Here is a 22,274-nt window from a genome sequence, read left to right on the forward strand (position 1 = left end):
AACTTAAGAATAGGTAGATTAAATGGTTATTGGGAAGCTTACTGGAATTCCTACAAAGCTGCTGCTTAAAAAGAATTGCCAACACTTTTGTTTACACCCTTTCTTAAGTTTAATATAAGTGCCTAATTAACCATGCTAAAAAATTTAAGCGATAAAAAATTTTAAAAATCGAGCTAGCTTATGCTGCGCCTGCCCGCTCTTAGCCTTCTGAGGCACGGCGAGCTTCTTCTTGTATCTGCTTTAAATGGGCTTGCTGTTGGGCCATTCTACTGCATATATTCATCGCAATTCCTTGCATCATGGCAGAATAAACTTCAGGGGATTGCTCTTTTAAATCTGACAAGCTGCTGATATTCCCTGATTGAACGCCTGTAGAGGCATTATTCTCAGACCCAGCCGAAGAGGGAGTAGCAGAGCTTACTATTGCTGAAGACACTGCAGCAGAGTTAGAATTTATGATAGTCTCACTCATAGTGTACCTTCCGGAAAAAGTTTTATCTCTCTAATATTTATTATAACAAATTATTATTTTACATTCATCTCTTTGTAAGAAAATTAAATTATATAAGATAGGGAACATCTTAATAATTGCGCAAATTGTTACTTTTAATAATCTTGCAGTTAAAAATAAAATTGATTAACCATTCGACTTAAGGCTCTTCCGGAAGCTTTTTCCTTAACCCCGTCACTTTTCCTCATAAATCCTTGAAGATGAAGATAGTGAATTTTTTTATAGGCACTAGCGCGAAAAAGAAAGGAGAAAAAAGTATGAAATTTACTGGCCCACAAATACAAACTCTTGCTTTTAAGATAAGGACGTTCAAAAAGTGAACGAGAGTCATCTTTTATCTCAAGTTGAACGAAAACTTTTCTTTTAGAAAGAATATGGGGGCGGATTGAGCTTGATCAAATAGATAGATCTAATGGCGTGATTCTTGGAATCATTATATTGTTTCCGCAAAAACAGCCAGGCCACGAGGACCCATTAAGGAAGATTCAGCATGAAATACTCATGTGCTAAATGAAATTCATTCCCCCTACCTGCCAACTTTTTAAAAATTAGACTTCTTGCTTAAATAAATTTTTGCTATTTTCTTATCCTTTAAACTAAGGAAAAAGATATGGAAAAATATGAGAAGCTTAAAGTACTGTCTGCCGAACAATTTAGAAGGCTGACAGGAGTAAAGCGTGAAACATTTGAAAGAATGGTCGAGGTTTTAGTAGAAGCACAAAACAGAAGATACAGAAGAGCAGGAAGAAGAGGCGGGCTAAGTATCCAAGACAAGCTTTTGATGGCGTTGGAGTATTTAAGAGAATATCGAACTTATTTTCATTTAGGTAGAAGTTATAGATTGAGCGAAAGTGGTTGTTATCGAGCATGTAGATGGGTGAAAGACACATTAATTAAAAGTGGGGAATTTTCGCTTCCTGGAAAGAAAGCTCTTCTGGAAAAGGATAGTGAATACGAAGGAGTGCTTATAGATGCATCAGAATCACCTGTAGAGCGACCTAAGAGGAGAGTTAAAGAAAAAAAAGATAAGGAATCGCAACAACAAGCAGCAGCATTTCTATTCAGGAAAAAAGAAAAGGCATACCCTAAAAAGTCAGGTGGTGGTCGATAAGAAGAGTAGGAAAGTTATTTGTACGGCCTGTAGCAATGGTAAAAAGCATGATTATAAGTTGTTTAAAGAAAGTAAGGCGCGCTGGACTGATAACCGCTGCGCGATAACCGATAGTGAATATACAGGTATAAAAAAACTTCGAAGAAACTCTAGGCTATCAAAAAAATCTAGAAAGAGAAAAGCGTTAACTCAGGAAGAAAAAAAGCAAAACCAAGCAATATCTTCGGAAAGAGTAATAAACGAAAATGTGATTGGGAGTTTGAAAAGATTTAAAATCATAAGCGATAGATACAGAAATCGAAGAAGAAGGTTTGGTTTGCGCTTTAATCTTATTGCGATGATCTACAACTATGAAATTGAAATCTAATTACTCAAGAAGCCTATTGAAAAGTTTTGAATTCTTGCTTTAAAGATTAGTTGGCATCTGAGCAAAACATTTCAGAGTTCTTATGCTATATCTCCTCAGAGATTCGTGTTACATTCCCCTTCGAGAAGATAAGGGGGCTCCTATGCTTTGATGGAGGCGTCATGCTCTTCCGAAAAATTAGACATACAATTTAGCCCTATTCCTTAAACATAAATGTGGGATGGGTAGTCAGGAGATTTTTTTTAGGATGGATGGGAGTGAGGAAGCAAGCCTTTCTTTTGGGAAGAGCTTATCAAGCGTCCGAGACTTGTCAAGGCAAGGGGTAGGATGAGAGAGAAGAGCAACAAGTGCTTAAAGGTTTGATCTTCAAGAAAATTTCTTATTATTCTTCTACTTTTAATGCATCTTTTACCGCTTGAATATCAAACCCTTTACGGATAAGGGCGGCAAAAACTTTTTGTTTTTCTCTATAATCAGCCAGATTGCGTGTTTTATATTTGGTATTTATTAAATGCTGAATACTTTGCTGAGAAGTATTGGCTTGAGCATACATTTCTACATATCTATGGGCTTCTAAACGAGATATTCCTTTATTCATCAACTGACAGATAATTCGTTGAGGCCCTGTATGGCGAGACAACTGCCTTTTAACAAATCCTTCAAGCCAATCATTATCATTTAAATAGCCTAGACGTATACACTCTTGCAAAATTTCTTCTATAGTTTCCTCTGAAACTAGATTTCTTTTTAGCAATTTTTTCATTTGAATAGATAGATAACTGCGCATGGCTAGACAATCTAAAGCATATTTTTTAGCTTTGGCATATTCTAACTTTTTAAATTTTTCTTGAAAGGCTGCTAAGCTATCGCTTTTTGGAAGCAAAGGTTGGCGCCCGAATATTTTGGTATGAATATCTCGCCAAGGTTCCTCTTCAATAAGTACCGTCATTAGCAAGCGAGATCCTTCTTTGGGCAGGCAACTAATTTTCATGGGGCTCCCCTACTCACTTCATGAGAACGATCTTTTTTACAGGCCTTTGATCCATACGGATTCCTTTAGAAGAAACGCTTTTAACGGTGGTGTTAGCAAAATCAAATATGACTTTAGATTGCTTCTGTTTAATTTTAGGAATGAGTTGCAATTCTACTCGGGCTTGCTCTGCAGTAGAAATATACTGTAGCTCCATTCCTTTTTCAATATAAGTATAGACTTTATCCAAAATAAACTGCGTAATAATGAAGCGTTTAGCAAAACAAATATGAGTTTGAGGGTTTTTGTAGGCTACATTTATAACGGTTTTCTTATCAGCAATACCGGCATACACGACTTTATTGCCGTCCTGATGGACATATTGCTTTTCAGGTATATTAATAACAGTGTAGGTACCATCTTTAAACATAAGCAAAATTTTATCAAAATTTGTACATTCAAAAAGATTACTGCTGCTTACTTTAGTGCCAATAAATCCTGAAACAGGATCAAACCCTACTTTAACATTGCGTAGAGTCATAGCACGCTTATCTACTTGTTGGATAGCTTGTAGCTGTGTTGTACGCGGATAAGCTTTGCCATATTTGTTAATTATTCCTCGAATGTAATTAATCGTAAACTTTTTAATATCTTTAAGATCTTTTTCTACTTTTGCTAGTTGCTTGCGTGTAGCAGCAATTTCTTCTTGGTTTTTATTTAAGTCGAAACGAGAAATACGTCGAATGGGAATATTCAGCAAAGCTTCGCGATCTTCATAAGTAGGGACACGAGAAAGTTGGGGATGGAAAGGCTCTAAGCTTAATTCTATCGCTCCATGAATTTTATCGTAGGAAGAGATATTCTCTATTGTTTTGTAAAGGCGATTTTCAATAAAGATTTGTTCCAAAGTCTTATTAAAAATTTTCTCATAAAGTTTTTTACGCTCAATTTCTAGCTCTTGAGATAGATAACCTTGTAGCAATTCGGTATGATACTCTAAGACTTCATTAACAGTAGGCTCCCAAGGTAAATTATCCTTAATGACCACCAGGGAAGAATTCAATATTATTTCACATTCGGTATAGGCATGTAAGGCATCAATAAGGTCGGGTGCATACTGTCCACGAGGTAATTTGATTTCAATTTCTACTTTTTCAGCGGTGTAATCATTGATTGAATCAATTTTAATTTTGCCTTTCTTGGCTGCTTCATCAATCGAGCGAATTAGTGATTCTGTGGTAGTTCCATAGCAAATCTCGGTGATCACCAAGGTCTTAGGATCTCGTATCTCTATCTTAGCACGCAACTTGACTCTACCCTTACCTTTCTCATACTCTGAAGCATCCATGATACCGCCAGTAGGAAAATCAGGCACAATCGTATACTCGCGTCCCTCTAAGATAGCAATCTCGGCTTCCAGCAGCTCTACAAAATTGTGAGGTAAAATATGCGTTGCCATTCCTACTGCTATACCATCAGCGCCCTGCATAAGCACTAAAGGAATTTTGGCAGGAAGCGAAATGGGCTCTTGATGCCGCCCATCATACGAAGGAATCGTTTGGGTGAGTTCAGGATTAAACATGGTGCTTTGAGCTAAATCAGAAAGCCGCGTCTCAATGTAACGTGCTGCTGCTGCAGGATCTCCCGTGAACATATTACCAAAATTTCCTTGCTGGTCTAGCAGGTAACCTTTATTAGACATGTTTACTAGAGCTTCCACGATAGGCGCATCACCATGGGGATGGTAGGCCATTGTTTGGCCAGCTACATTGGCCACCTTATGCAATTTGCCATCATGCATCATCCACAAAGTAAATAAGATACGCCTCTGCACCGGCTTAAGGCCATCTACTACATTAGGAATGGCGCGATCTAAAATCACATAAGAGGCATATTTAAGATAATTAAGCTGCATGAGTTGCTTAATGTCGTCCATAAAATTTTATACTCAATAATTATTTAGATAGGTTAGGGATGCTAATAGGCAATAAAAATATAGTCTTAATAAGAATTATAATAAAAAAAATAATAAATCCACTTTAACAAACCAGTTGAAATAATCTTTATTTAATGTTTGCTAATTTCAGTAGAATTTTCTTTTTATTTCTTGCTAGAAAGGCTATTTTTCTTTATTGCTTGGTTTATCTGCTGCTAGGATAGCTATTTCTTTTAAGGAATCTTCATCTTCGTTAATTAAATTACGCATGATAAATTGCTTACGTTCTGGTGTATTCTTACCCATGTAAAATTGCACCGTAGTTTTAATATCAGAAAAAGCATGAATGGTTACAGGAAGAAGGCGGATATCTTGGCTGATAAACTGCTTGAATTCTCCCGGAGAAATTTCCCCCAAGCCTTTAAAACGGGTGATTTCTATTCCTTTTTTTAATTTAGCTACTGCTTTGTCACGTTCTTCAGGGCTATAGCAATAATAAGTTTTTTCTTTATTCCTCACTTTAAATAAAGGCGTTTCTAGGATGTAGAGGTGTCCATTTAAAACTAATCCCTCAAAATAGGTAAGGAAAAAAGTAATCAATAGGTTGCGGATATGCATGCCATCTACATCCGCATCGGTAGCTAAAACAACCTTCTGATAACGAAGCTGAGAAATATCATCTTCCACATTCAGGGCGCTCATCAGATTAAACAACTCTTCATTTTTATAAAGTTGATCCAGTTTCATGCCATGCACGTTTAAGGGCTTGCCGCGTAGAGAATAAACAGCCTGAGTAAAGGGATTTCTAGCAGCTACGATGGAAGCGCTTGCAGAATCTCCTTCCGTAAGGAAAATCATGCTTTTTTCTCCATCCGCAGTTCCATCTTGAAAATGACATTTGCAATCACGAAGCTTAGGAATTTTAAAGGAGATTTTTTTTTGCTTTTCTTTGGCTTCTTTCTTAACATTTGCCAGCTCTTTACGCAGCTTTTCATTAAAAGCGATTCTCTCAATAATTTGATTAGCTGTCGCTGAATTTTTATATAAAAGATCGATCACCGCTTCTTTTACTTCTTGAACGACCGGCCCACGCACTTCATTATTGCCTAATTTATTTTTAGTTTGCGATTCAAAAAGAGGATCTTTAACCTTAACAAGAACTGTTCCTACTATACCTTCCCGTACATCCACACCCTGGAAATTCTTTTTGGCATATTCATTGACACCTTTTAAAAGACCTTCACGAAAAGCTGATAAATGTGTACCTCCATCAGCCGTATATTGACCATTCACAAACGAGAAGTAGGTCTCCCCATAACTTTGCGTATGAAGAAAAGCAAATTCAAGCATTTTGCCACGATAATGCAAAGGCTCATACAAGCGATCGTCTACAGCCACTTCAGCATTTAATAGATCGAGTAAACCGTTTTTGGACTCAATACGCTCACCATTAAAGTGAATCACCAAGCCAGCATTCAAATAAGCATAATGCCAAAGGCGTTTAATAATGTATTCTTGATGAAAGCTATATTTCTTGAAAATTTCTATATCGGGAATGAATTGCACAAAAGTGCCGTTAGGTTCTTTCGTGGTCCCTTCAATTTTGTGCTTTAAAACCCCTTGAGAAAATTGGGCCTCAAGGTAATGGCCATCCCGATGACTGCGCGCTATAAAGCGGCTAGAAAGAGCATTTACCGCTTTGGTTCCCACACCATTTAGGCCTACAGAAAACTGAAAAACATCATCATTGTATTTGGCACCCGTATTGATTTGGCTTACGCATTCAATCACTTTACCAAGAGGGATTCCTCGACCATAGTCTCTTACGGCAATCATTCCTTTCTCTTCGTCTAATTCAATGACAATTTTATTCCCATGCTTCATAATAAATTCGTCAACACTGTTGTCGATAATTTCTTTAAGCATGATGTAGATACCATCATCTGGATGAGAGCCATCGCCTAAACGCCCTATGTACATCCCCGATCTCAATCGAATGTGGGATAAGGCGTCTAAAGTTTTTACGCTACTTTCGTCATATTGCTTTGCCATGAGTTAAACACTATGTTAAAAGGAATTTGAATGATTTATGGAAACAGAATATATAAAAACGAATTCTGAATCCAGGTTTTTGAACAGGAGCACCTACACGAATGCATGCAACAAATTTTTTTAAAGATAAAACGTTATTGATTACTGGGGGCACCGGCAGCTTTGGCCAAACACTAGCTAAGCGTCTACTCCTAGAAGATCAATGCCGTAAAGTTATTATCTTCAGTAGAGATGAATGGAAGCAGTGGGAGATGCGTCAATCAGCTCCTATTTTTTCTCATCCTAAAATCCGCTATTTCCTAGGAGATGTACGCGATAAATCCCGCCTTAAGCGCGCTTTTAGTGAAGTTAACTATATTGTGCATGCGGCTGCTTTAAAGCAAGTACCTGCTGCTGAATATAATCCTACTGAGTTCATTAAAACAAATATTATAGGTGCCATGAATGTAATCGATGCTGCCATCGATAGTGGTGTGGAAAAAGTTATCGCACTATCAACCGATAAAGCTGCCAATCCTATTAATCTTTACGGGGCGACTAAGCTATGTGCAGATAAACTTTTTGTAGCAGGAAACTCCTATGTAGGCGCTCGTAGTCACCCTACCTTTGCTGTAGTACGCTATGGAAATGTGCTTGGTAGCCGAGGAAGCGTTATTCCTTTTTGGAAGAAACTATTAGCCGAAGGCGCCCAGGCATTGCCTATCACCGATAAAAGAATGACACGCTTTTGGATCACCCTTGAGCAATCTGTTGATTTTGTGCTTCAATCTTTTTTACGTTCCCGAGGAGGAGAAATTTTTGTGCCCAAAATTCCTAGCATGAAAATCACAGATTTAGCTCAAGCATTTGCTCCTGCAAGCTCTCACATCTATACCGGTATTCGAGAAGGTGAAAAGCTGCATGAACTTATGATAGGCCTAGAAGATGCCCGTCATACCTGGGAATTTACCGATCATTATGTGATCATCCCGGAAATCTACCATCACGATGAATTACTGCAAGAAAAGCTATTAACAGGCGAAGAGGGGCGACGCTTGCCCGAAGATTTTTCTTATGCTTCTAACACTAATTCTCAATGGCTTGGAATTGAAGCTCTGCGTCAATTGATCCTCCAGCTTTGACCATAATTTTAAAATTATTTATAAGGGCGTAATTTATATCTTTTAAGGAATGCCATGCGAATTGGAGTACTGGGAATTAATTATAAGCTTGCTGATTTGAAGCTCCGAGAATTATTGGCTAAGGCTTGCCAAAAACGCTTGGGAGCAGGAATCTCTATGCATGGCCATCACCACTTTATTCTTCTCTCTACTTGTAACCGCACCGAGATTTATTTTTGCTCAGATGATTTAGCTGATACTCATACCTATCTTCTTAATATTTTTAGGAATGAAGTCGATACGCAATTTGATCAAAAGCTTTACTCTTATTTTGGGCATGATTGCTTCTATCATCTTTCGCGCGTGACGGCAGGGCTTGATAGTGCTATCGTGGCAGAAACAGAAATTCAAAGCCAAGTTAAGCATGCTTACAAGATCTCTTGCCAATTTTCTCAACTTCCCGAGGAAATGCATTATCTTTTTCAAAAGTCTTTAAAGATAGCTAAAAAAATCCGCTCGCAACACCTTTTAACTCGCACTCTTCCTGATATAGAACATGCAATCTTCAACACAGGTAGCCATTTTTTTAAAAATCTTTCTCAGGCCAAAATCCTTTTGGTGGGAGCCTCTGCTATCAATCAAAAAATTCTTCGTTTTCTACTGAGTAAAAACTTTTCCGACATTACGATTTGTAATCGAACAAAAAAACATGCTATCGATCTTGCAAGGACCTACCAACTTAACCTTTTAGATTGGCAGTCTCTTGCGCAATGGCATCAGTTTGATTGGATTATCTGTGGCACTAAAGCTCCTCAGACGGTGATTAATTACTCGCACTTACCCTTTAAAGAAATTCCAGCTAAGCTACTGATAGACTTAGGGGTGCCTCGAAATATAGATCCTTCTGTTGCTCGGCATACTCAAATAACTCTTCTTAATATTGACCAAATTAATCGCATGCTTACCTTTCGCAAGCAAAAGCTTTACGAACATTTGACTAAGGCTGATCAGGGCATTATCGAAGCTACTAAGCAGCATATCCATCTCTTTAAGCAAAAGCAAACTTATCGAGAGCAGCTACTAGCTGTAGGAATGGGCGCTTAAAGTTTTTTTAAGCTCCTTGCCCGCATTAGATAGAAGCTTATTCAATTTTTTCTTCTCAATTCTTACAAGCTATTGTATGATCGAGATAAAAAAATTGAGCGCACTACCATGCAAGGCATCCTAAATTCTTCAAAAACCTTCCCCCTACTCCTATTTCTTGTCCTTGGAAAGGCTGCCATCATGATTTTAACCATTCTCTATAGCCCTATTGGCTTGGGGCCAGACGAGGCTCAATATTGGACATGGAGCCAAGATCTTAGTTGGGGTTATTATAGTAAGCCGCCCGGCATTGCTTGGCAAATCTGGTTGGGCACTCATTTGCTAGGAAATACAGAGCTAGGGGTACGCTGTATGTCTGTAGTTTTAGCAGCCCTCTATCCTCTTTTGATTTACTCCTTAACATGGAGTTGCGGATTAAAGCCTAAGACATGCTTTTGGGCAGGGCTCGTTATGGCTTTAACCCCTCTAGGCATGGCAGGAAGCTTTTTTGCTATTACGGATGGGGGGATGATGCTCTTTTGGATCTTGGCATGCCTAGTGATAGCTTATGCTTTAAATAGAGATCAGACGCCTTCTTACTGGCTTTTAGGCCTAATCGTGGGATTAGGAGCTCTTTTTAAATGGCCTATCTATATTCTATGGCTAGGGATTCTTTGCCTTTTCCCTCTCTATCCTCGGCTCATCCATCGCCATTTTTTAATAGGCTTAGCTATTTCACTTTTAGGGCTTTTTCCTTCAATAGTTTGGAATGCCCAGCATGATTGGGTAACTTTTCGTCATGTTTTTTCTACCCTGTATCTCCCCCCAGTTCCTTTAAAGGCAAAATCTACCTTTTTCAATGGCAATTTTTGGGAGTTTCTAGGAGCTCAATCAGCCTTGCTCTCGCCTGTTGTTTTTATACTTTTACTCCTTAGCCTTTATAGGTTATACAAAGAGCGGCATACGCTCCCTTCTGCTTTATGCTTTTGCGGTTTCCTTTGCTTTTCTTTGCTTAGCCTATTTTTAACGCTCTCTATTTTTAAAAAATTGCAAGGCAATTGGGGAGATTTTGCCTTTCCTTCAGGAATGGTATGTCTCTGCTGGTTTTGCTGTGAACGAGCGCAAAAAATGCTTTTTTGGCTAAAAGGAGGGCTTGTTCTCTCCCTTTTATTATGTCTATTAGCTTTTCTACTCCCCACCCTGCAACCCTCTCTTGCTTTTAACATCCCTTATAAAATTAATCCCTTCAAGCATAACCTAGGATGGAGCACCTTGCGTCAGGAATTGGCTACTATAAAGGTAGATCCTACGAAGGAATTTTTATTTAGCGATAAGTACCAGATGAGTAGCCTCTTAAGTTTTTATAATCCAACTCAGCAAAGAGCTTATTTTTTAAATTTACAAGGAGCAAGAAAAAATCAATTTTCCTTTTGGCCTAGCATGAAAGAAGAGCAGCTAGGAAAAACGGGATATTTTATTGTAACTGAGAATAGTCCCCATCTTGATCAGCTGGATGATCTTCAGATCCAACACTACTGCCACTTACTTGCCAAATATTTTCAGACAGTTGAATTTAAAGAAAAAAAAATTCTTTTCTCCCTTGGCCATCAGAAAGTTAAAGAAGCGGCTTTATTTAAATGTATTAATTATCAAGGCCTCCTCCCGGCTGATCCAGAGTTATATTGATCTTAAAGAAACACTTAAAAAAAGAAGCAGGCCAATAAGTTCTAAGCACTCAATCATCAAGAGAGAGGCGACAAAAAGCTCTTTCTTTTTCGATTTTAGAGCTTTACATCTAGAATATTAATAAGCTTTTACGCTACAATGAGACCATGAAAGCAGAATATCCTAGCTGCTGTTTGGGACTCCTTGGGAAGATAAAGCCAATCAACGATATTATTTTTTTGGGGGATCACGACGCTAGCCACTCGGTGCCAGAATACCTGTTATTCGAGGCATCGATCGCTAGGGAGTGGACCCACCTATACAGACTGTGTTGATTACGCAGTTTTCCAAGCCCCTTACAGCGGCCTTTTTACCCTCGCTGAGCTCTTTTTTTAAGCCCTTCATTTAAGCTAGCCCTTTTAGTAAAGCGCATGGATCCATTTAACCTTAAAAAAGAGAAGGTTATTGCTCTTATTTAAAATAGATCGATTCGTTGAGAAGTTTTTCGATGAGGAATTTGGGTGATTTTGCAAGCTTCAGAGAGAGAGAAAATTTCAACTTTAAAATAAGCTTCTAAGGTTTTTAAAAATCTATCCACCACTTCTTGCTTACTTGGCAAATACTCACCTAACTTGCATAGGAAATTATTATGAGAGCGTTGTTCACGATACCCAGGCATTTTAGGAGGCATTTTTAGGTAAGCCATGTTTTCTGCCTGGTAGTCCCACAAAAATGAAGTATGATGGAGCCAACGATTTTTCGTCATATATTGGGCATTCCCTCCACATTTTCTTCCTTTAATCACATAATCATTCTCACATAAACGCAATTCTATCTCCTTAAAGACCCCACGATAAAAAATCTCGCTCCACCGAAAAACAGCTTGTGGATAGCAGGGAATGCCCAGATCTGCCTGATTAAAAATAAAAGTCTTTATTATAGAATTCGCATCAATGAAAACGGTCCCTCCCCCACTGAATCGGCGAATCAGCGGCACAGGCTGCCTTCGAAATTTCTCCAGATCGATAACTTTTTCAGGCGAAGAAGATATCCCCATAACGATCGCTTCTGGAGGGTTGGGGTTGATTAAACACCAATTGCGTTGATCGGCGCGCAAAAGAGCTTCTTCTAGCTGCAATTGCTCCAGGATAGTAGATTGGCTTAAAAGCAGCAAATTAAGAGGGGGACGCAAGAGGAGGTTACTCACTTCCTTCACTGTTAGGAAAAGAAGAAAGGGCCTCTTGATTGACCAGCTCAAAATTTTTATTAGCATTAAATCGCACCAAGGCAATCATTAGAACAGAAATATCTGCTGGCGAAACTCCTGAAAGGCGTGAAGCCTGTCCTAGATTTAAGGGATGGGCATCTGCTAGTTTTTGGAGAGCTTCATTTCTTAAGCCCGTAATAGAGGCAAAATCGAAATCTTTAGGGATGAGAATATGCTCAAGATGAGCCAATTTAGCGACTTCGCCATGCTGACGTTGAATATACCCTGCATATTTTAGAGCAAGCTCAATCTGAAAGTTAATTTCCATACCGTAATTCTGCATCTCAGCGGGATAATCATTTAATAAACTTGCATAATTATTTTCTGGGCGGCAAAGAAGCTGCGCTAGGCTATACCCTTTTCCTTTGAGCTGAACAAAAGCTTTTTCCAGTCGATTCACGCCTTCTTGAATCATTTTTTCTTTATATTTAAGAGAAGCATAGCGTTTTTCTTCTATCAGGCCAATTTCATAACCATAGTGGCGCAATCTAAGGTCGGCATTATCTTGCCTGAGCAAAAGACGGTGCTCGGCTCGGCTAGTAAACATGCGATAAGGCTCCTCTAAACCCTTAGTGACCAGATCATCGATCATTACACCAATATAAGCTTCCGATCTTTTCAAGATTAATGGGGGTTTAGCTTGTACATGATGAGCGGCATTAATTCCTGCCATTAATCCTTGTCCAGCAGCTTCTTCGTACCCTGAAGTTCCATTGATTTGCCCAGCAAGAAAAAGTCCTTCTATCGTCTTACATTGCAAAGAGCTATCAATTTGCCCACTGACTACATAGTCATATTCGATAGCATAAGCAGGACGCATGATTTCAGCATTTCTTAAAGCAGGAATACTTTTAATGAAAGCCATTTGTACATCAAAAGGGAGAGAAGAAGAGACCCCATTAACATATACCTCTTCTGTTTTTAAGCCCTCAGGCTCCAAAAAAATTTGATGGCGCTCTTTATCTGCAAAGCGCACGATTTTATCTTCAATCGAGGGACAATAGCGGGGGCCCACGCCTGTGATTTTACCTGAATACATAGGAGAGCGATGAATATTTTCTAAAATGATCTTTTTAGTTTCTTCGGTAGTATAAGTGATATAGCAAGATATTTGAGGTAAGCGATTGATGGGCTCATCATCGAAAGAGAACTTCACATTCGGATCGCCGGGCTGCTCTTCAGTGTGACTATAATCGATCGATCGCTGGTTCACTCGTGGTGGAGTACCTGTTTTTAGACGCCCTAACTTTAAACCTAGCTTGATCAAGCTAGCTGATAAGCCCACAGCAGGCTGGTCACCAGCACGGCCGCCGGCATAGTTAGTCTCCCCAATATGCAGCAAGCCTCGCATAAAAGTTCCGGAAGAAATCACTAAAGCTGAGCAATAATAAAGAATGCCTTCCTTAGTAATGACCCCTTGGATACGATCTTGTTCAACAATTAATTCTTCAATGGTCCCTTGTTTAATTTCTAAGCCAGGCGTTTTCTCCAAGCGATGCTTCATCTCCAACTGATAAGCGGCTTTATCGGCTTGCGCTCTAGGAGCCCATACCGCAGGACCTTTAGTCGCATTCAACATCCGAAATTGAATTCCTGTACAATCGATAGCTTTGCCCATTTCTCCACCTAGGGCATCGATTTCCCGGACAATATGGCCTTTAGCCACACCCCCTACAGCAGGATTGCAGCTCATTTTTCCAATCGTATCCAAATTCATTGTTAATAGAAGTGTCCTTGCACCTAGGCGAGCAGAAGCTAAAGCAGCTTCACAACCTGCATGGCCAGCTCCCATGATAATAACATCATACTTGGTTGGATATTTCCACATAAAAATTAAAGATTGAAAGAATGATTTGAGAAGCAAAAGAGAACGCAGGGGTTCTCTTTAAAACTCTGCCAGCTTTTTTAGCCGGTTAGGTTTTGTGACGATCACGTCTACTACGCTTTTTGCGCTTATGCTTTGCAATTTTGTATCTGCGCTTCTTTTTTACAGATGACATAGTTTCTCCCGAACAACAGTTATATATTTTAAATTTAAATGCTTAAAAGGCTAATTTGGGGAATGATACTCTATTTGGCATTAAAAAGTAAAGTCATATCTTGAAGAGAAAAGGGGTAAAGCTTTTTGCCTTTCATAGCAAATCTCTTTACTTCCACTAAAGCGCTCATTAAGCTTCTTTTACTCTTATTTAGCAACTCTTCAGCCTCCTTTGATTCTTGCTATAGAAATCCAAAAAATTTATAAAATATATAGAGTACCGATAGGCCTTGATAGGCTTAAACTTAACTAGTTATTTCCTTTGCTAGGGATAGGAAAAGAGCTAGAAAAACAAAAGAATGCTTTAATTAAAATTGCCAAATTCGGAGGCCATCTCTTTTTCTGCAGAGGCATTGGGATCGTATTTAACAGGAATATAATTAGCAAACTGCACGATTTCTTTCCGATAGGTGAAGTTAATACTTCCTACTCCACCATGGCGGTTTTTAGCTACGATCAATTCAGCCATGCCAGGTTTATCCATCGGATCATAATATTCTCGCCTCAATAAGAATAAAATAATGTCCGAGTCTTGCTCAATGCTTCCACTTTCACGCAAATCACTCATCATCGGGCGGTGTCCTTGACGCTCTTCTACTTTTCGCGACAGCTGTGAGAGGCATAGGACAGGAATATTAAGCTCCCTTGCCAAATTCTTTAGCAAGCGTGAGATCTCTGAGATTTCATTTTGACGATTTTCCTGTCCTCGAAAAGAGCCAGAGCCTGTAATCAACTGCAAATAGTCTATCACTAAAAACCCTATGCCGTAAGTTTCTTTCATACGTCGGGCACGTGCTCTTAAATCTGTAATTTTAAGTCCTGGCTGATCATCAATGACCATGACATGATTTTGCATCATATTGACAGCTGAGACAATCCTTTGGTATTCAATGCCATTTAAAGAACCTGTTTTAATTTTATCTGACTCAACCTCCGATTGGGAACAAATAATTCGATGCACGAGCTGCTCTGCACTCATCTCTAAGGAAAAAACCCCTACGGGCATATTGCTCTTAAAGCAGACATTTTCGGCAATGTTGATGGCCAAGGCCGTTTTACCCATAGCGGGACGAGCAGCAAGGATCATCAAATTAGAATTGTTAAGTCCATTAATTAACTTATCCAGGTCGGTATAGTAAGTAGGAAGGCCCGTAATGCCGCTTTCTTCCGGCCCACGTTCTTGATAACGAACCTGCCGCTCTTCTAAAGCTTTCAAAAAAGGAGTAGCAGTTTCAGCCTTAACGCCCGATAAAATTTGGCTAATCAGCTTACCTGTCGTCTGATTGGCAGTTTGGCTTATTTGATAAAAAAGTTGTTGGGCTTCATCTAAAGCACCTAGCACATCTTGTGGCTCTTCCAGGGCTTTTTTTTCAACCACTTGAGACGTATTAATCATGCGTCTTAAAATAGCTTTGTTGCGAACAATGTCGGTGTATTCTTCAATATAGGCGGAAGTACCAGCATATTGAGCTAAAGTTGTTATATAAGCAGCTCCCCCTGCAGCTTTTAGCTTACCTAAGCGCTTTAACTCTTCACAAACAAGATGCACATCAGCAGGCTTATCATTTTTATAGGAAGTCTTAAGAACCTCGAAGATTATTTTATGCTCGGTGTAATAAAAATCGGCTTCATCTAGGCCATCCGCCGCAATGTTAAGGCCGTTGACACTGGTAAGCATGCACCCTAGAACCATCATTTCTGATTCTTTAGAGTTAGGAGCAACACGAACTTTAGAAGGATTATCTGACATACCCACATCTCATTAAATTTGGATAAAACTATACTATAAACCTCTAGTTTATCCCAAGAAATTGCCGTTCATTTCGTTAGCTTTAGCTCTTAATCCTCCTTAATTTTCTTAACTTAAGTTTCTTAATATGAAAGGCTTAAAATTATTTAATTTATAGTTTAGTAAATATTTATTTACATAGATCAAAGCCCACCATTAAAGAAATGCTATAAGTTAAGATTTATCGGCTATTAGCAAAAACAAGAGGAATGAAAGTAGCTTAAGTACTGAATTAATGGCAGGCTTTGCCTTAATTTTTTAAGCTGTCTTGTAACCTATTAAAAATCAAAATGACATTCATTCAACAGCTGACGCTATGTTAAAAAAATTCTTGTCAATTCTATAAAAATCTTTTAAATAAAGGGGGTATGAGTGATCCAATTTCTTTAAACCTATTAGCTCGCCAAGCCACAAGCCTTAAGCAAACGCAGCGCCTGATGATGTCGCCGCAAATGCAACAGGCTATTCATTTACTGCAAATGCCTGTGCTAGAGCTTTCAGCCACAGTGGAGCAAGAACTTCAACAAAACCCTTTGCTCGACTTTATCGAGGATGAAGAAGAGCATTCTAGTTTAAAAAAGTTAGAAGAAGAAAATGCGGAAATTCCTGAAGAGGGCGAGCAACAACCTGAAAAAGAATTAACTTTTAATGAGAATGATTTTGAGATTATGAAAAAACTCGATGAAGAGTTTCGGGACTATCTATATGATCTTCCTCCCTCTAACCATCGCACACGAGAAGAAGAGAAGCTTAAAACATTTCAGGAAAGCTCCATTTATGCGGAAAGTTCTCTTTTTGAACATTTAATGCAACAGGCAAAAGAATCCTTTGATTGCGAAGAAGATAGAGCAATAGCTGAAGCAATCATTGGTAACTTCGATGAGAATGGATTTTTGCAAACCCCTGTCCAAGAAATCGCTTTGCTTTATAATTTTCCTATAGAAAAAATTAAAAACCTTTTGAAAACAATACAAGCTTTCGAGCCCTATGGGGTTGGAGCAGCTAATATGCAAGAATCTTTGCTGATTCAATTACGTTGTCGCCAAAAGCATCATACTCTCGCCTACAAAATTCTTGAAGAACATTATGAGGACCTTATTCATAATCGCATTCCTTCTATTAACAAAAAGCTTGCTTGCTCTTCGGAAGAAATCTCAAAGGCTTTGCAAAAAGATATTTCTCGCTTGGATCTGCATCCTGGAACAGGACATTTCAAACATTTTGTCCAATATATTACTCCAGATGCTACTATTGAAATAAATAATGATAACTTAGCTGTACGCATAAACAATGATTTCCTACCCTCCATGCGGATTAACAGACGTTATTTACAGATGCTAGAGGACGAATCCCTTTCTGCAGATACCAAAGAGTTTATTCGTACTAAGTTATCCTCGGCTAAATGGCTCTTTAAAAATGTCCATCAGCGCAATGACACTCTTTTAAAAATCTTAGAACTACTTACCAATCAGCAAAAGGAATTTTTTTTGGATGATTGCGGCAAGCTTATGCCTTTAACCATGAAATCAATAGCCGAACAATTAAACTTGCATGAATCTACTATTGCCCGCGCAGTTGCTAATAAATATATTGATACTCCCCGCGGGATTCTGCCTTTGCGCTCTTTTTTTACAAATGCTTTACAATCAGAAAAAGGAGAAGACATTTCTTCTAATACTATAAAAAACTTACTAAAGGAAGTAATTAGCCAAGAAGATAAAAAACATCCTTTGTCCGATGCCAATTTATCTAAGCTATTAACGGAAAAAGGAATGGACTGCGCTAGACGTACAATAGCCAAATATCGAGCAGAACTCAAGCTAGGCAATGCTCAGCAAAGGCGCCAATATTAAAGTTTTTTTTCGAAAAATATGTAAAAGGTAACGACTTACTTTTTATCTCTACTCAATTTTTCAATCCTTGAAGTGAGTTTAATAGAGATCTGATGCAATCGATAAACTTGGGAGAAAGAGATCCTGACGACTAAGAAAAACTGCTTAAAAAATAGAGAAAAAATGGTTTAGCTAAAAAATTTACGCCGTCTAGCAGAAAAGGCAAATTAAACCTAATATTGGGTTACTTTATAAACTTAAGAGCTAAGCTTTATTTTTAGCATGAATGAGCTTACACTTTAAGCTGCACTAGATAAAAAAGGATGAAATCGCTGCTTATAATTTTGCTTTGAAAACATCTCCTTTCACCGTTTCCTATCGGTGTAAGCTGCTAGCAGCTAATAAGCTATTATGAAGGACTCAAATTAGTAAACTTAGACGATTGATTTAGCAGCAGGTGCGAATATAGAGGGAGCTGGAAAAAGAGACCTTTTACTCTTAGCCAAAAAAATTTATCTCCTCATCCTTGCAAGCTATTATGCTGGTATATTGAATTATTTAATTATGTAGGACAAGTTATGCAATCTAAATATACGGATTTTATTCCCAAAAGCATTGTATGTTTTCGTGAAGGTTACTCAAGGCCATACTTTTTAAATGATCTTTTTGCAGGAATCAGCGTAGGTGTCATTGCCCTTCCATTAGCTCTGGCTTTCGCCATTGCTTCAGGGGTGTCACCAGAGAGAGGATTATTTACAGCAATTATCGCCGGTTTTCTCATTTCTTTGCTTGGTGGTAGCCGTGTGCAAATTGGGGGTCCAACGGGAGCTTTTGTTATCATCGTAGATGCAGTCATACAAAAGCACGGATATGAAGGGTTAGCTTTGGCCACCCTCATGGCTGGTATCCTGATCGTATTGATGGGGTTGGCACGCTTGGGTGTGCTTCTTAAATTTATTCCCTACCCTGTAATCACAGGGTTTACCACAGGCATTGCACTGATTATTTTTTCTTCGCAAATTAAAGATTTTTTTGGACTAGAGGCAGATAAAGTTCCTTCTGAGTTCCTTGAGAAGTATAAATTCTATTATGAAATCGCACCTACCTGGAACCTATGGGCCTTTTTAATTGCCTTTTCGACGCTCACCTTAATATTTGTATTAAGGCATTATCATCCTAGATGGCCAGGTGCAATCATTGCAATCACTCTAGCTACGGCTGCTGCCTATTTTTTTGATCTTCCTATTGAAACTATTGAATCCAAATTTGGAGGAATCCCTAGAACGCTTCCCAGCCCCTCTCTTCCCCACTTTTCCTATGATCTTTTTAAAGCGGTGCTCCCTGACGCCATTACAATAGCTTTATTAGGGGCTATAGAGTCTTTATTATCCGCTGTTGTGGCTGACGGAATGATAGGAACCAAACATAAATCAAATGGGGAGCTAGTGGCTCAAGGATTAGCTAATATAGGATCAGTAATCTTTGGAGGCATTCCAGCAACGGGAGCCCTTGCCCGTACCTCCGCTAACATAAAAATGGGGGCCAAAACGCCTGTAGCAGGGATGATTCACGCCCTTACCCTTCTTCTGCTTATGCTTTTTTTGGCTCCTCTAGCGGGGAAAATTCCCTTAGCTGCTCTTGCGGGTGTCCTAACATTTGTTGCTTGGAATATGAGCGAGCTGCCGCATGTTATAGAAATTCTGAAAGGACATCAGAGTGACGCAATTATTTTACTTATCACATTTTTGCTAACCGTTTTGATAGATCTTACGGTTGCTGTACAAGTCGGTATTATCTTGGCAGCTCTTCTATTTCTAAAACGCATGACTGATAAAACTACCGTAGAAATTTGCCAAAATTTGGTGAATGAGAATAAAAATGAAATAGCAGAACCTTCTGATGCTGAACTTCTTTTTCGAAAAGATATCCCCTCTGATGTGACAGTTTTTGAGATTAGAGGGCCATTTTTCTATAGCGTGGCTGATCTACTCGATGAGGTTCTTTTTCAATTAAACTATCACCCCCGAGTTTTTATTCTACGTCTTCATAAAACTCCCTTAATTGACGCGACTGGATTACGAGCTATTAAACAATTTGGGTTGAAGTGCAAAAAGAAAGGCATAATATTTATGCTCGCTGATGTTGATGATAAAAACTATGATTTATTTATTAACTCAGGAATAGCAGAAGCCATAGGAAAAGATCTTATGTTTAAAGACATTGAAGCTGCCCTTGCTTATTGCAAATAGTTAAAGTCACAGTTTGCCCCTAATTTTTTAGCGTTTATTATTCTCTGCTCCCAATGAAATTTAATGGCACATAGAGAACTTCGCTCCTTTACGGTTGGGCTGCTCGAAGCTTGTTTTTTCTGGCAACTAGGCGCTTTAAAAATTAAAAGTAAGATTTTTTGCTTTTATTAATAGATAATTGTCCTTCTCTTTCTATTTATTATTAATTTCTTGCTCTTTGTCCTTTTCGTGCTGAAAAAGCTAACATTTCATATAAGATAGCAAAAAAAGAAATACCAGAGGCCATTCGAGGCTATAAAGAAAAGCTTAAAAATTTAAAAGACGAACAACACACAGCTATTCAAGAATATATATCGTAGTAAAGAAATAAACACCTATATATCTATAGTATTTGAGGATTTAAATAATTTTCTAAAAAGTAATCAGCCAGATATCCCGGTAATGACAAATGAACTTAAACAAGCATTATCAAGATACCAAACATATGTTGAATTACAATTTAAAGCCACCCAACAGCTAACGAAGCAGATAGAAAACACTTCTGAAGAAGAGACAAATCTTCAGAACTTACAAATATTTTTAATTAAACGCCTTAGGCCTCTAACACCTAACTGAAGAGGAAAGGTGTGAGGTGTAAAAGCGTATCTTTATGCTTGTCATTACTTGGGGAAATACTTCCTTTTTTCCGACTGATGATTCCATCATAATTCCATTGCTCTAGCCAGCCATCGGTATCACAACTGGCTACGCTTCGTTTGTTAGAATAAAAGCTTCTCAATTTGGCAATTACTTCTTCAGCTTTTCCTGGCCGCTTAGCATAGAGGCGTTTCCTATCTAGATCAGTAAAAGAAAGTGGGTGCATTTCAAAAAAGAAGTCTAGATTAGCCGCAGTAATACAGTACTCTTTGCCTACCTGAAGAAATCTAATAGCGCGAAAAGTCATCAATTTCTCTCTTATAAATTTTCCATTAGCAGACTCATAACAGGCAATTGTTCCATCGCTAAACCCGACCACTAATTGGCTTTGATTATAGTCGCAAACCGTAAGCTTAACTTGCTTTTTCTTGAAATACTTATCTGAAGGTAAGGGCTCAAGCTCTCCTTCATATATTTTGGTTCCATTTTCTGCATTCCACACGCGATATTCTTTTTTAGAGCCATTATTCCATAACATCATCACTTGAGAATCATCAAACTGGCATAGCTCTTTAAGGGGTAATTCGATGATCTTACCCTCTAAACGAATAAGCTGATCAGCAGGTAAGGAGTTAAAGTATCCTCCTAAATCTTTAAGAAGGTAAAGTGAACCATCTATACAATGAATCAAGGCTTGATTATCACGGCAGTCCATGCAAAGAATAGGATAGGCAAAAGATGTTTTTATCTCATGCCCCTCTGCAGTGGCTATATTAATTACCTTAATCTTTTTGCGTTCAGGCAGAATAAGGAGAAGAAAGTTTTGCTCAAAATAGGCTTGTTCAAATGCTCCTAGAAAACATAGGGCTTGCTTAGCTCTAGGTTCATTGTCTTTCCAACGGTAAAGATAGCCATCGGTAGTAAGCAAGTGAAGATGGTTGCCTTTCCAATGGATTAAATGGGCATGCTTATCCTTTAAATTATCAAAAATCAGCCTACCTGTCTTTCTGTTCAGTTTATAGAGCTGGGCTGTCCCCGCTGTCATTTTCAAAAAGGCTAGGTCTTTCTTGACCTTTAATTCTAAAATCTCTGGGGAGCCAGTCAAAGGAAGCTTATGCATCTGATGATGAAAATGTTCAGGAGAAAAAGAGGAGCGCAGCTTTCCAGGAACATACTTTTTCTTATAAATCTTTTTCCAGCCGAAGCGTGAAGTTTTAATTTGGGTAAGGTTACTCCAGCGGCGGCAAAATAGCTTTTTCCATAAAAAAGAGTCTTCTGCTAACTGTTTCCAGGGCTTACTGACTAATGCGGCCATGCCTAAATCTTTTTCTGGCAACCAACTAAAGATAGCTGCTTGTAGCTCATTAGGTAGGTGACTAAAGCTAGGATTGAAATTTACTCCCATCGCTTTTTCCTTTTTCATTGAAATTAAGTTTAAAAAATCAAACAGAGAGATTATTAAATGATTATTTAATAACAAGCATACTATGGAAGAGATATTTGCATCAAACAATAATGATTTATATACATAATCATTAAAAAGCCATCAATCTTATTGCCTTGTTACGTTAAAAGCATAAAGTTATTAGGATCTTTAATTGGCTAAGAAAATTTTGCGTGCCCGGCCAACATGGCGGTACTAAAAAAAGATGATAGGGATAAATTTCA

15 protein-coding genes are annotated in these 22,274 nt (G+C 38.4%); 6 read left to right on the forward strand and 9 right to left on the reverse strand.

What is annotated here, in order from left to right; all coding sequences use genetic code 11:
- Positions 1–199 precede the first annotated feature (199 nt).
- Positions 200–472, reverse strand: coding sequence for a hypothetical protein (locus NEOC84_RS08575; RefSeq protein WP_166158128.1), 273 nt, complete (start codon positions 470–472; stop codon positions 200–202).
- Positions 473–1,121: 649 nt separating this feature from the next.
- Here NEOC84_RS08575 and NEOC84_RS08580 point away from each other — a divergent pair.
- Positions 1,122–1,989 (forward strand): IS5 family transposase gene (locus tag NEOC84_RS08580; RefSeq protein ID WP_242678243.1). Its coding sequence is split into 2 segments (ribosomal slippage): positions 1,122–1,528 and positions 1,527–1,989, totalling 870 coding nucleotides; the frame shifts between segments, so codons are not numbered across the junction.
- A 382-nt stretch (positions 1,990–2,371) separates the two neighbouring features.
- Here the strand turns inward: NEOC84_RS08580 and NEOC84_RS08585 are convergent.
- The 3 genes from NEOC84_RS08585 to NEOC84_RS08595 all read right to left on the reverse strand — a co-directional run bounded on the left by NEOC84_RS08585 (position 2,372) and on the right by NEOC84_RS08595 (position 6,947).
- Entirely contained in the window at positions 2,372–2,980 is a 609-nt protein-coding gene (locus tag NEOC84_RS08585; protein ID WP_166158131.1) for a RecX family transcriptional regulator, read from the reverse strand.
- Between the two features lie 13 nt (positions 2,981–2,993).
- Positions 2,994–4,895: a DNA topoisomerase IV subunit A gene (locus NEOC84_RS08590; protein ID WP_166158133.1), complete on the reverse strand. Its 1,902-nt coding sequence runs from the start codon at positions 4,893–4,895 to the stop codon at positions 2,994–2,996.
- 183 nt (positions 4,896–5,078) lie between these two features.
- Positions 5,079–6,947, reverse strand: a complete 1,869-nt coding sequence (locus tag NEOC84_RS08595; RefSeq protein ID WP_166158136.1) for a DNA topoisomerase IV subunit B — start codon at positions 6,945–6,947, stop codon at positions 5,079–5,081.
- Between the two features lie 101 nt (positions 6,948–7,048).
- Between NEOC84_RS08595 and pseB the strand changes: the two genes are divergently transcribed.
- The 3 genes from pseB (at position 7,049) to NEOC84_RS08610 (ending at position 10,816) form a co-directional block, all read left to right on the forward strand.
- Entirely contained in the window at positions 7,049–8,068 is a 1,020-nt protein-coding gene (gene pseB / locus NEOC84_RS08600) for a UDP-N-acetylglucosamine 4,6-dehydratase (inverting) (protein WP_166158139.1), read from the forward strand.
- A gap of 54 nt (positions 8,069–8,122) precedes the next feature.
- The gene (locus NEOC84_RS08605; protein ID WP_166158142.1) at positions 8,123–9,151 is read left to right on the forward strand and encodes a glutamyl-tRNA reductase; all 1,029 of its coding nucleotides are present in this window, start codon (positions 8,123–8,125) and stop codon (positions 9,149–9,151) included.
- Between the two features lie 180 nt (positions 9,152–9,331).
- Complete coding sequence (locus NEOC84_RS08610) at positions 9,332–10,816, forward strand: glycosyltransferase family 39 protein (RefSeq protein ID WP_166158145.1); 1,485 nt, start codon at positions 9,332–9,334, stop codon at positions 10,814–10,816.
- A gap of 454 nt (positions 10,817–11,270) precedes the next feature.
- Here the strand turns inward: NEOC84_RS08610 and NEOC84_RS08615 are convergent, their stop codons facing one another.
- The 4 genes from NEOC84_RS08615 to dnaB form a co-directional block, all read right to left on the reverse strand.
- Positions 11,271–11,987, reverse strand: a complete 717-nt coding sequence (locus tag NEOC84_RS08615) for a lipoate--protein ligase family protein (RefSeq protein WP_166158148.1) — start codon at positions 11,985–11,987, stop codon at positions 11,271–11,273.
- A 7-nt stretch (positions 11,988–11,994) separates the two neighbouring features.
- Positions 11,995–13,890, reverse strand: a complete 1,896-nt coding sequence (mnmG, locus tag NEOC84_RS08620) for a tRNA uridine-5-carboxymethylaminomethyl(34) synthesis enzyme MnmG (RefSeq protein WP_166158151.1) — start codon at positions 13,888–13,890, stop codon at positions 11,995–11,997.
- Positions 13,891–13,975: 85 nt separating this feature from the next.
- A complete protein-coding gene (locus NEOC84_RS08625; protein WP_079979849.1) occupies positions 13,976–14,062 on the reverse strand; it encodes an AURKAIP1/COX24 domain-containing protein in 87 nt (28 codons plus the stop codon).
- Between the two features lie 342 nt (positions 14,063–14,404).
- Positions 14,405–15,850 carry a replicative DNA helicase gene (dnaB, locus tag NEOC84_RS08630; RefSeq protein WP_166158154.1) on the reverse strand — a complete coding sequence of 482 codons (1,446 nt, stop codon included), beginning with the start codon at positions 15,848–15,850 and terminating at the stop codon, positions 14,405–14,407.
- Positions 15,851–16,257: 407 nt separating this feature from the next.
- Between dnaB and rpoN the strand changes: the two genes are divergently transcribed.
- Positions 16,258–17,742: an RNA polymerase factor sigma-54 gene (gene rpoN / locus NEOC84_RS08635; protein WP_166158157.1), complete on the forward strand. Its 1,485-nt coding sequence runs from the start codon at positions 16,258–16,260 to the stop codon at positions 17,740–17,742.
- Between the two features lie 557 nt (positions 17,743–18,299).
- The gene (locus NEOC84_RS08640; RefSeq protein ID WP_166158160.1) at positions 18,300–19,970 is read left to right on the forward strand and encodes a SulP family inorganic anion transporter; all 1,671 of its coding nucleotides are present in this window, start codon (positions 18,300–18,302) and stop codon (positions 19,968–19,970) included.
- Positions 19,971–20,577: 607 nt separating this feature from the next.
- On the opposite strand, the gene NEOC84_RS08645 is transcribed toward NEOC84_RS08640, so the two are convergent.
- The gene (locus NEOC84_RS08645; protein WP_166158162.1) at positions 20,578–22,011 is read right to left on the reverse strand and encodes an F-box protein; all 1,434 of its coding nucleotides are present in this window, start codon (positions 22,009–22,011) and stop codon (positions 20,578–20,580) included.
- Positions 22,012–22,274: the final 263 nt, after the last annotated feature.

Source organism: Neochlamydia sp. AcF84 (assembly GCF_011087585.1).
Classification (GTDB): Bacteria; Chlamydiota; Chlamydiia; order Chlamydiales; family Parachlamydiaceae; genus Neochlamydia.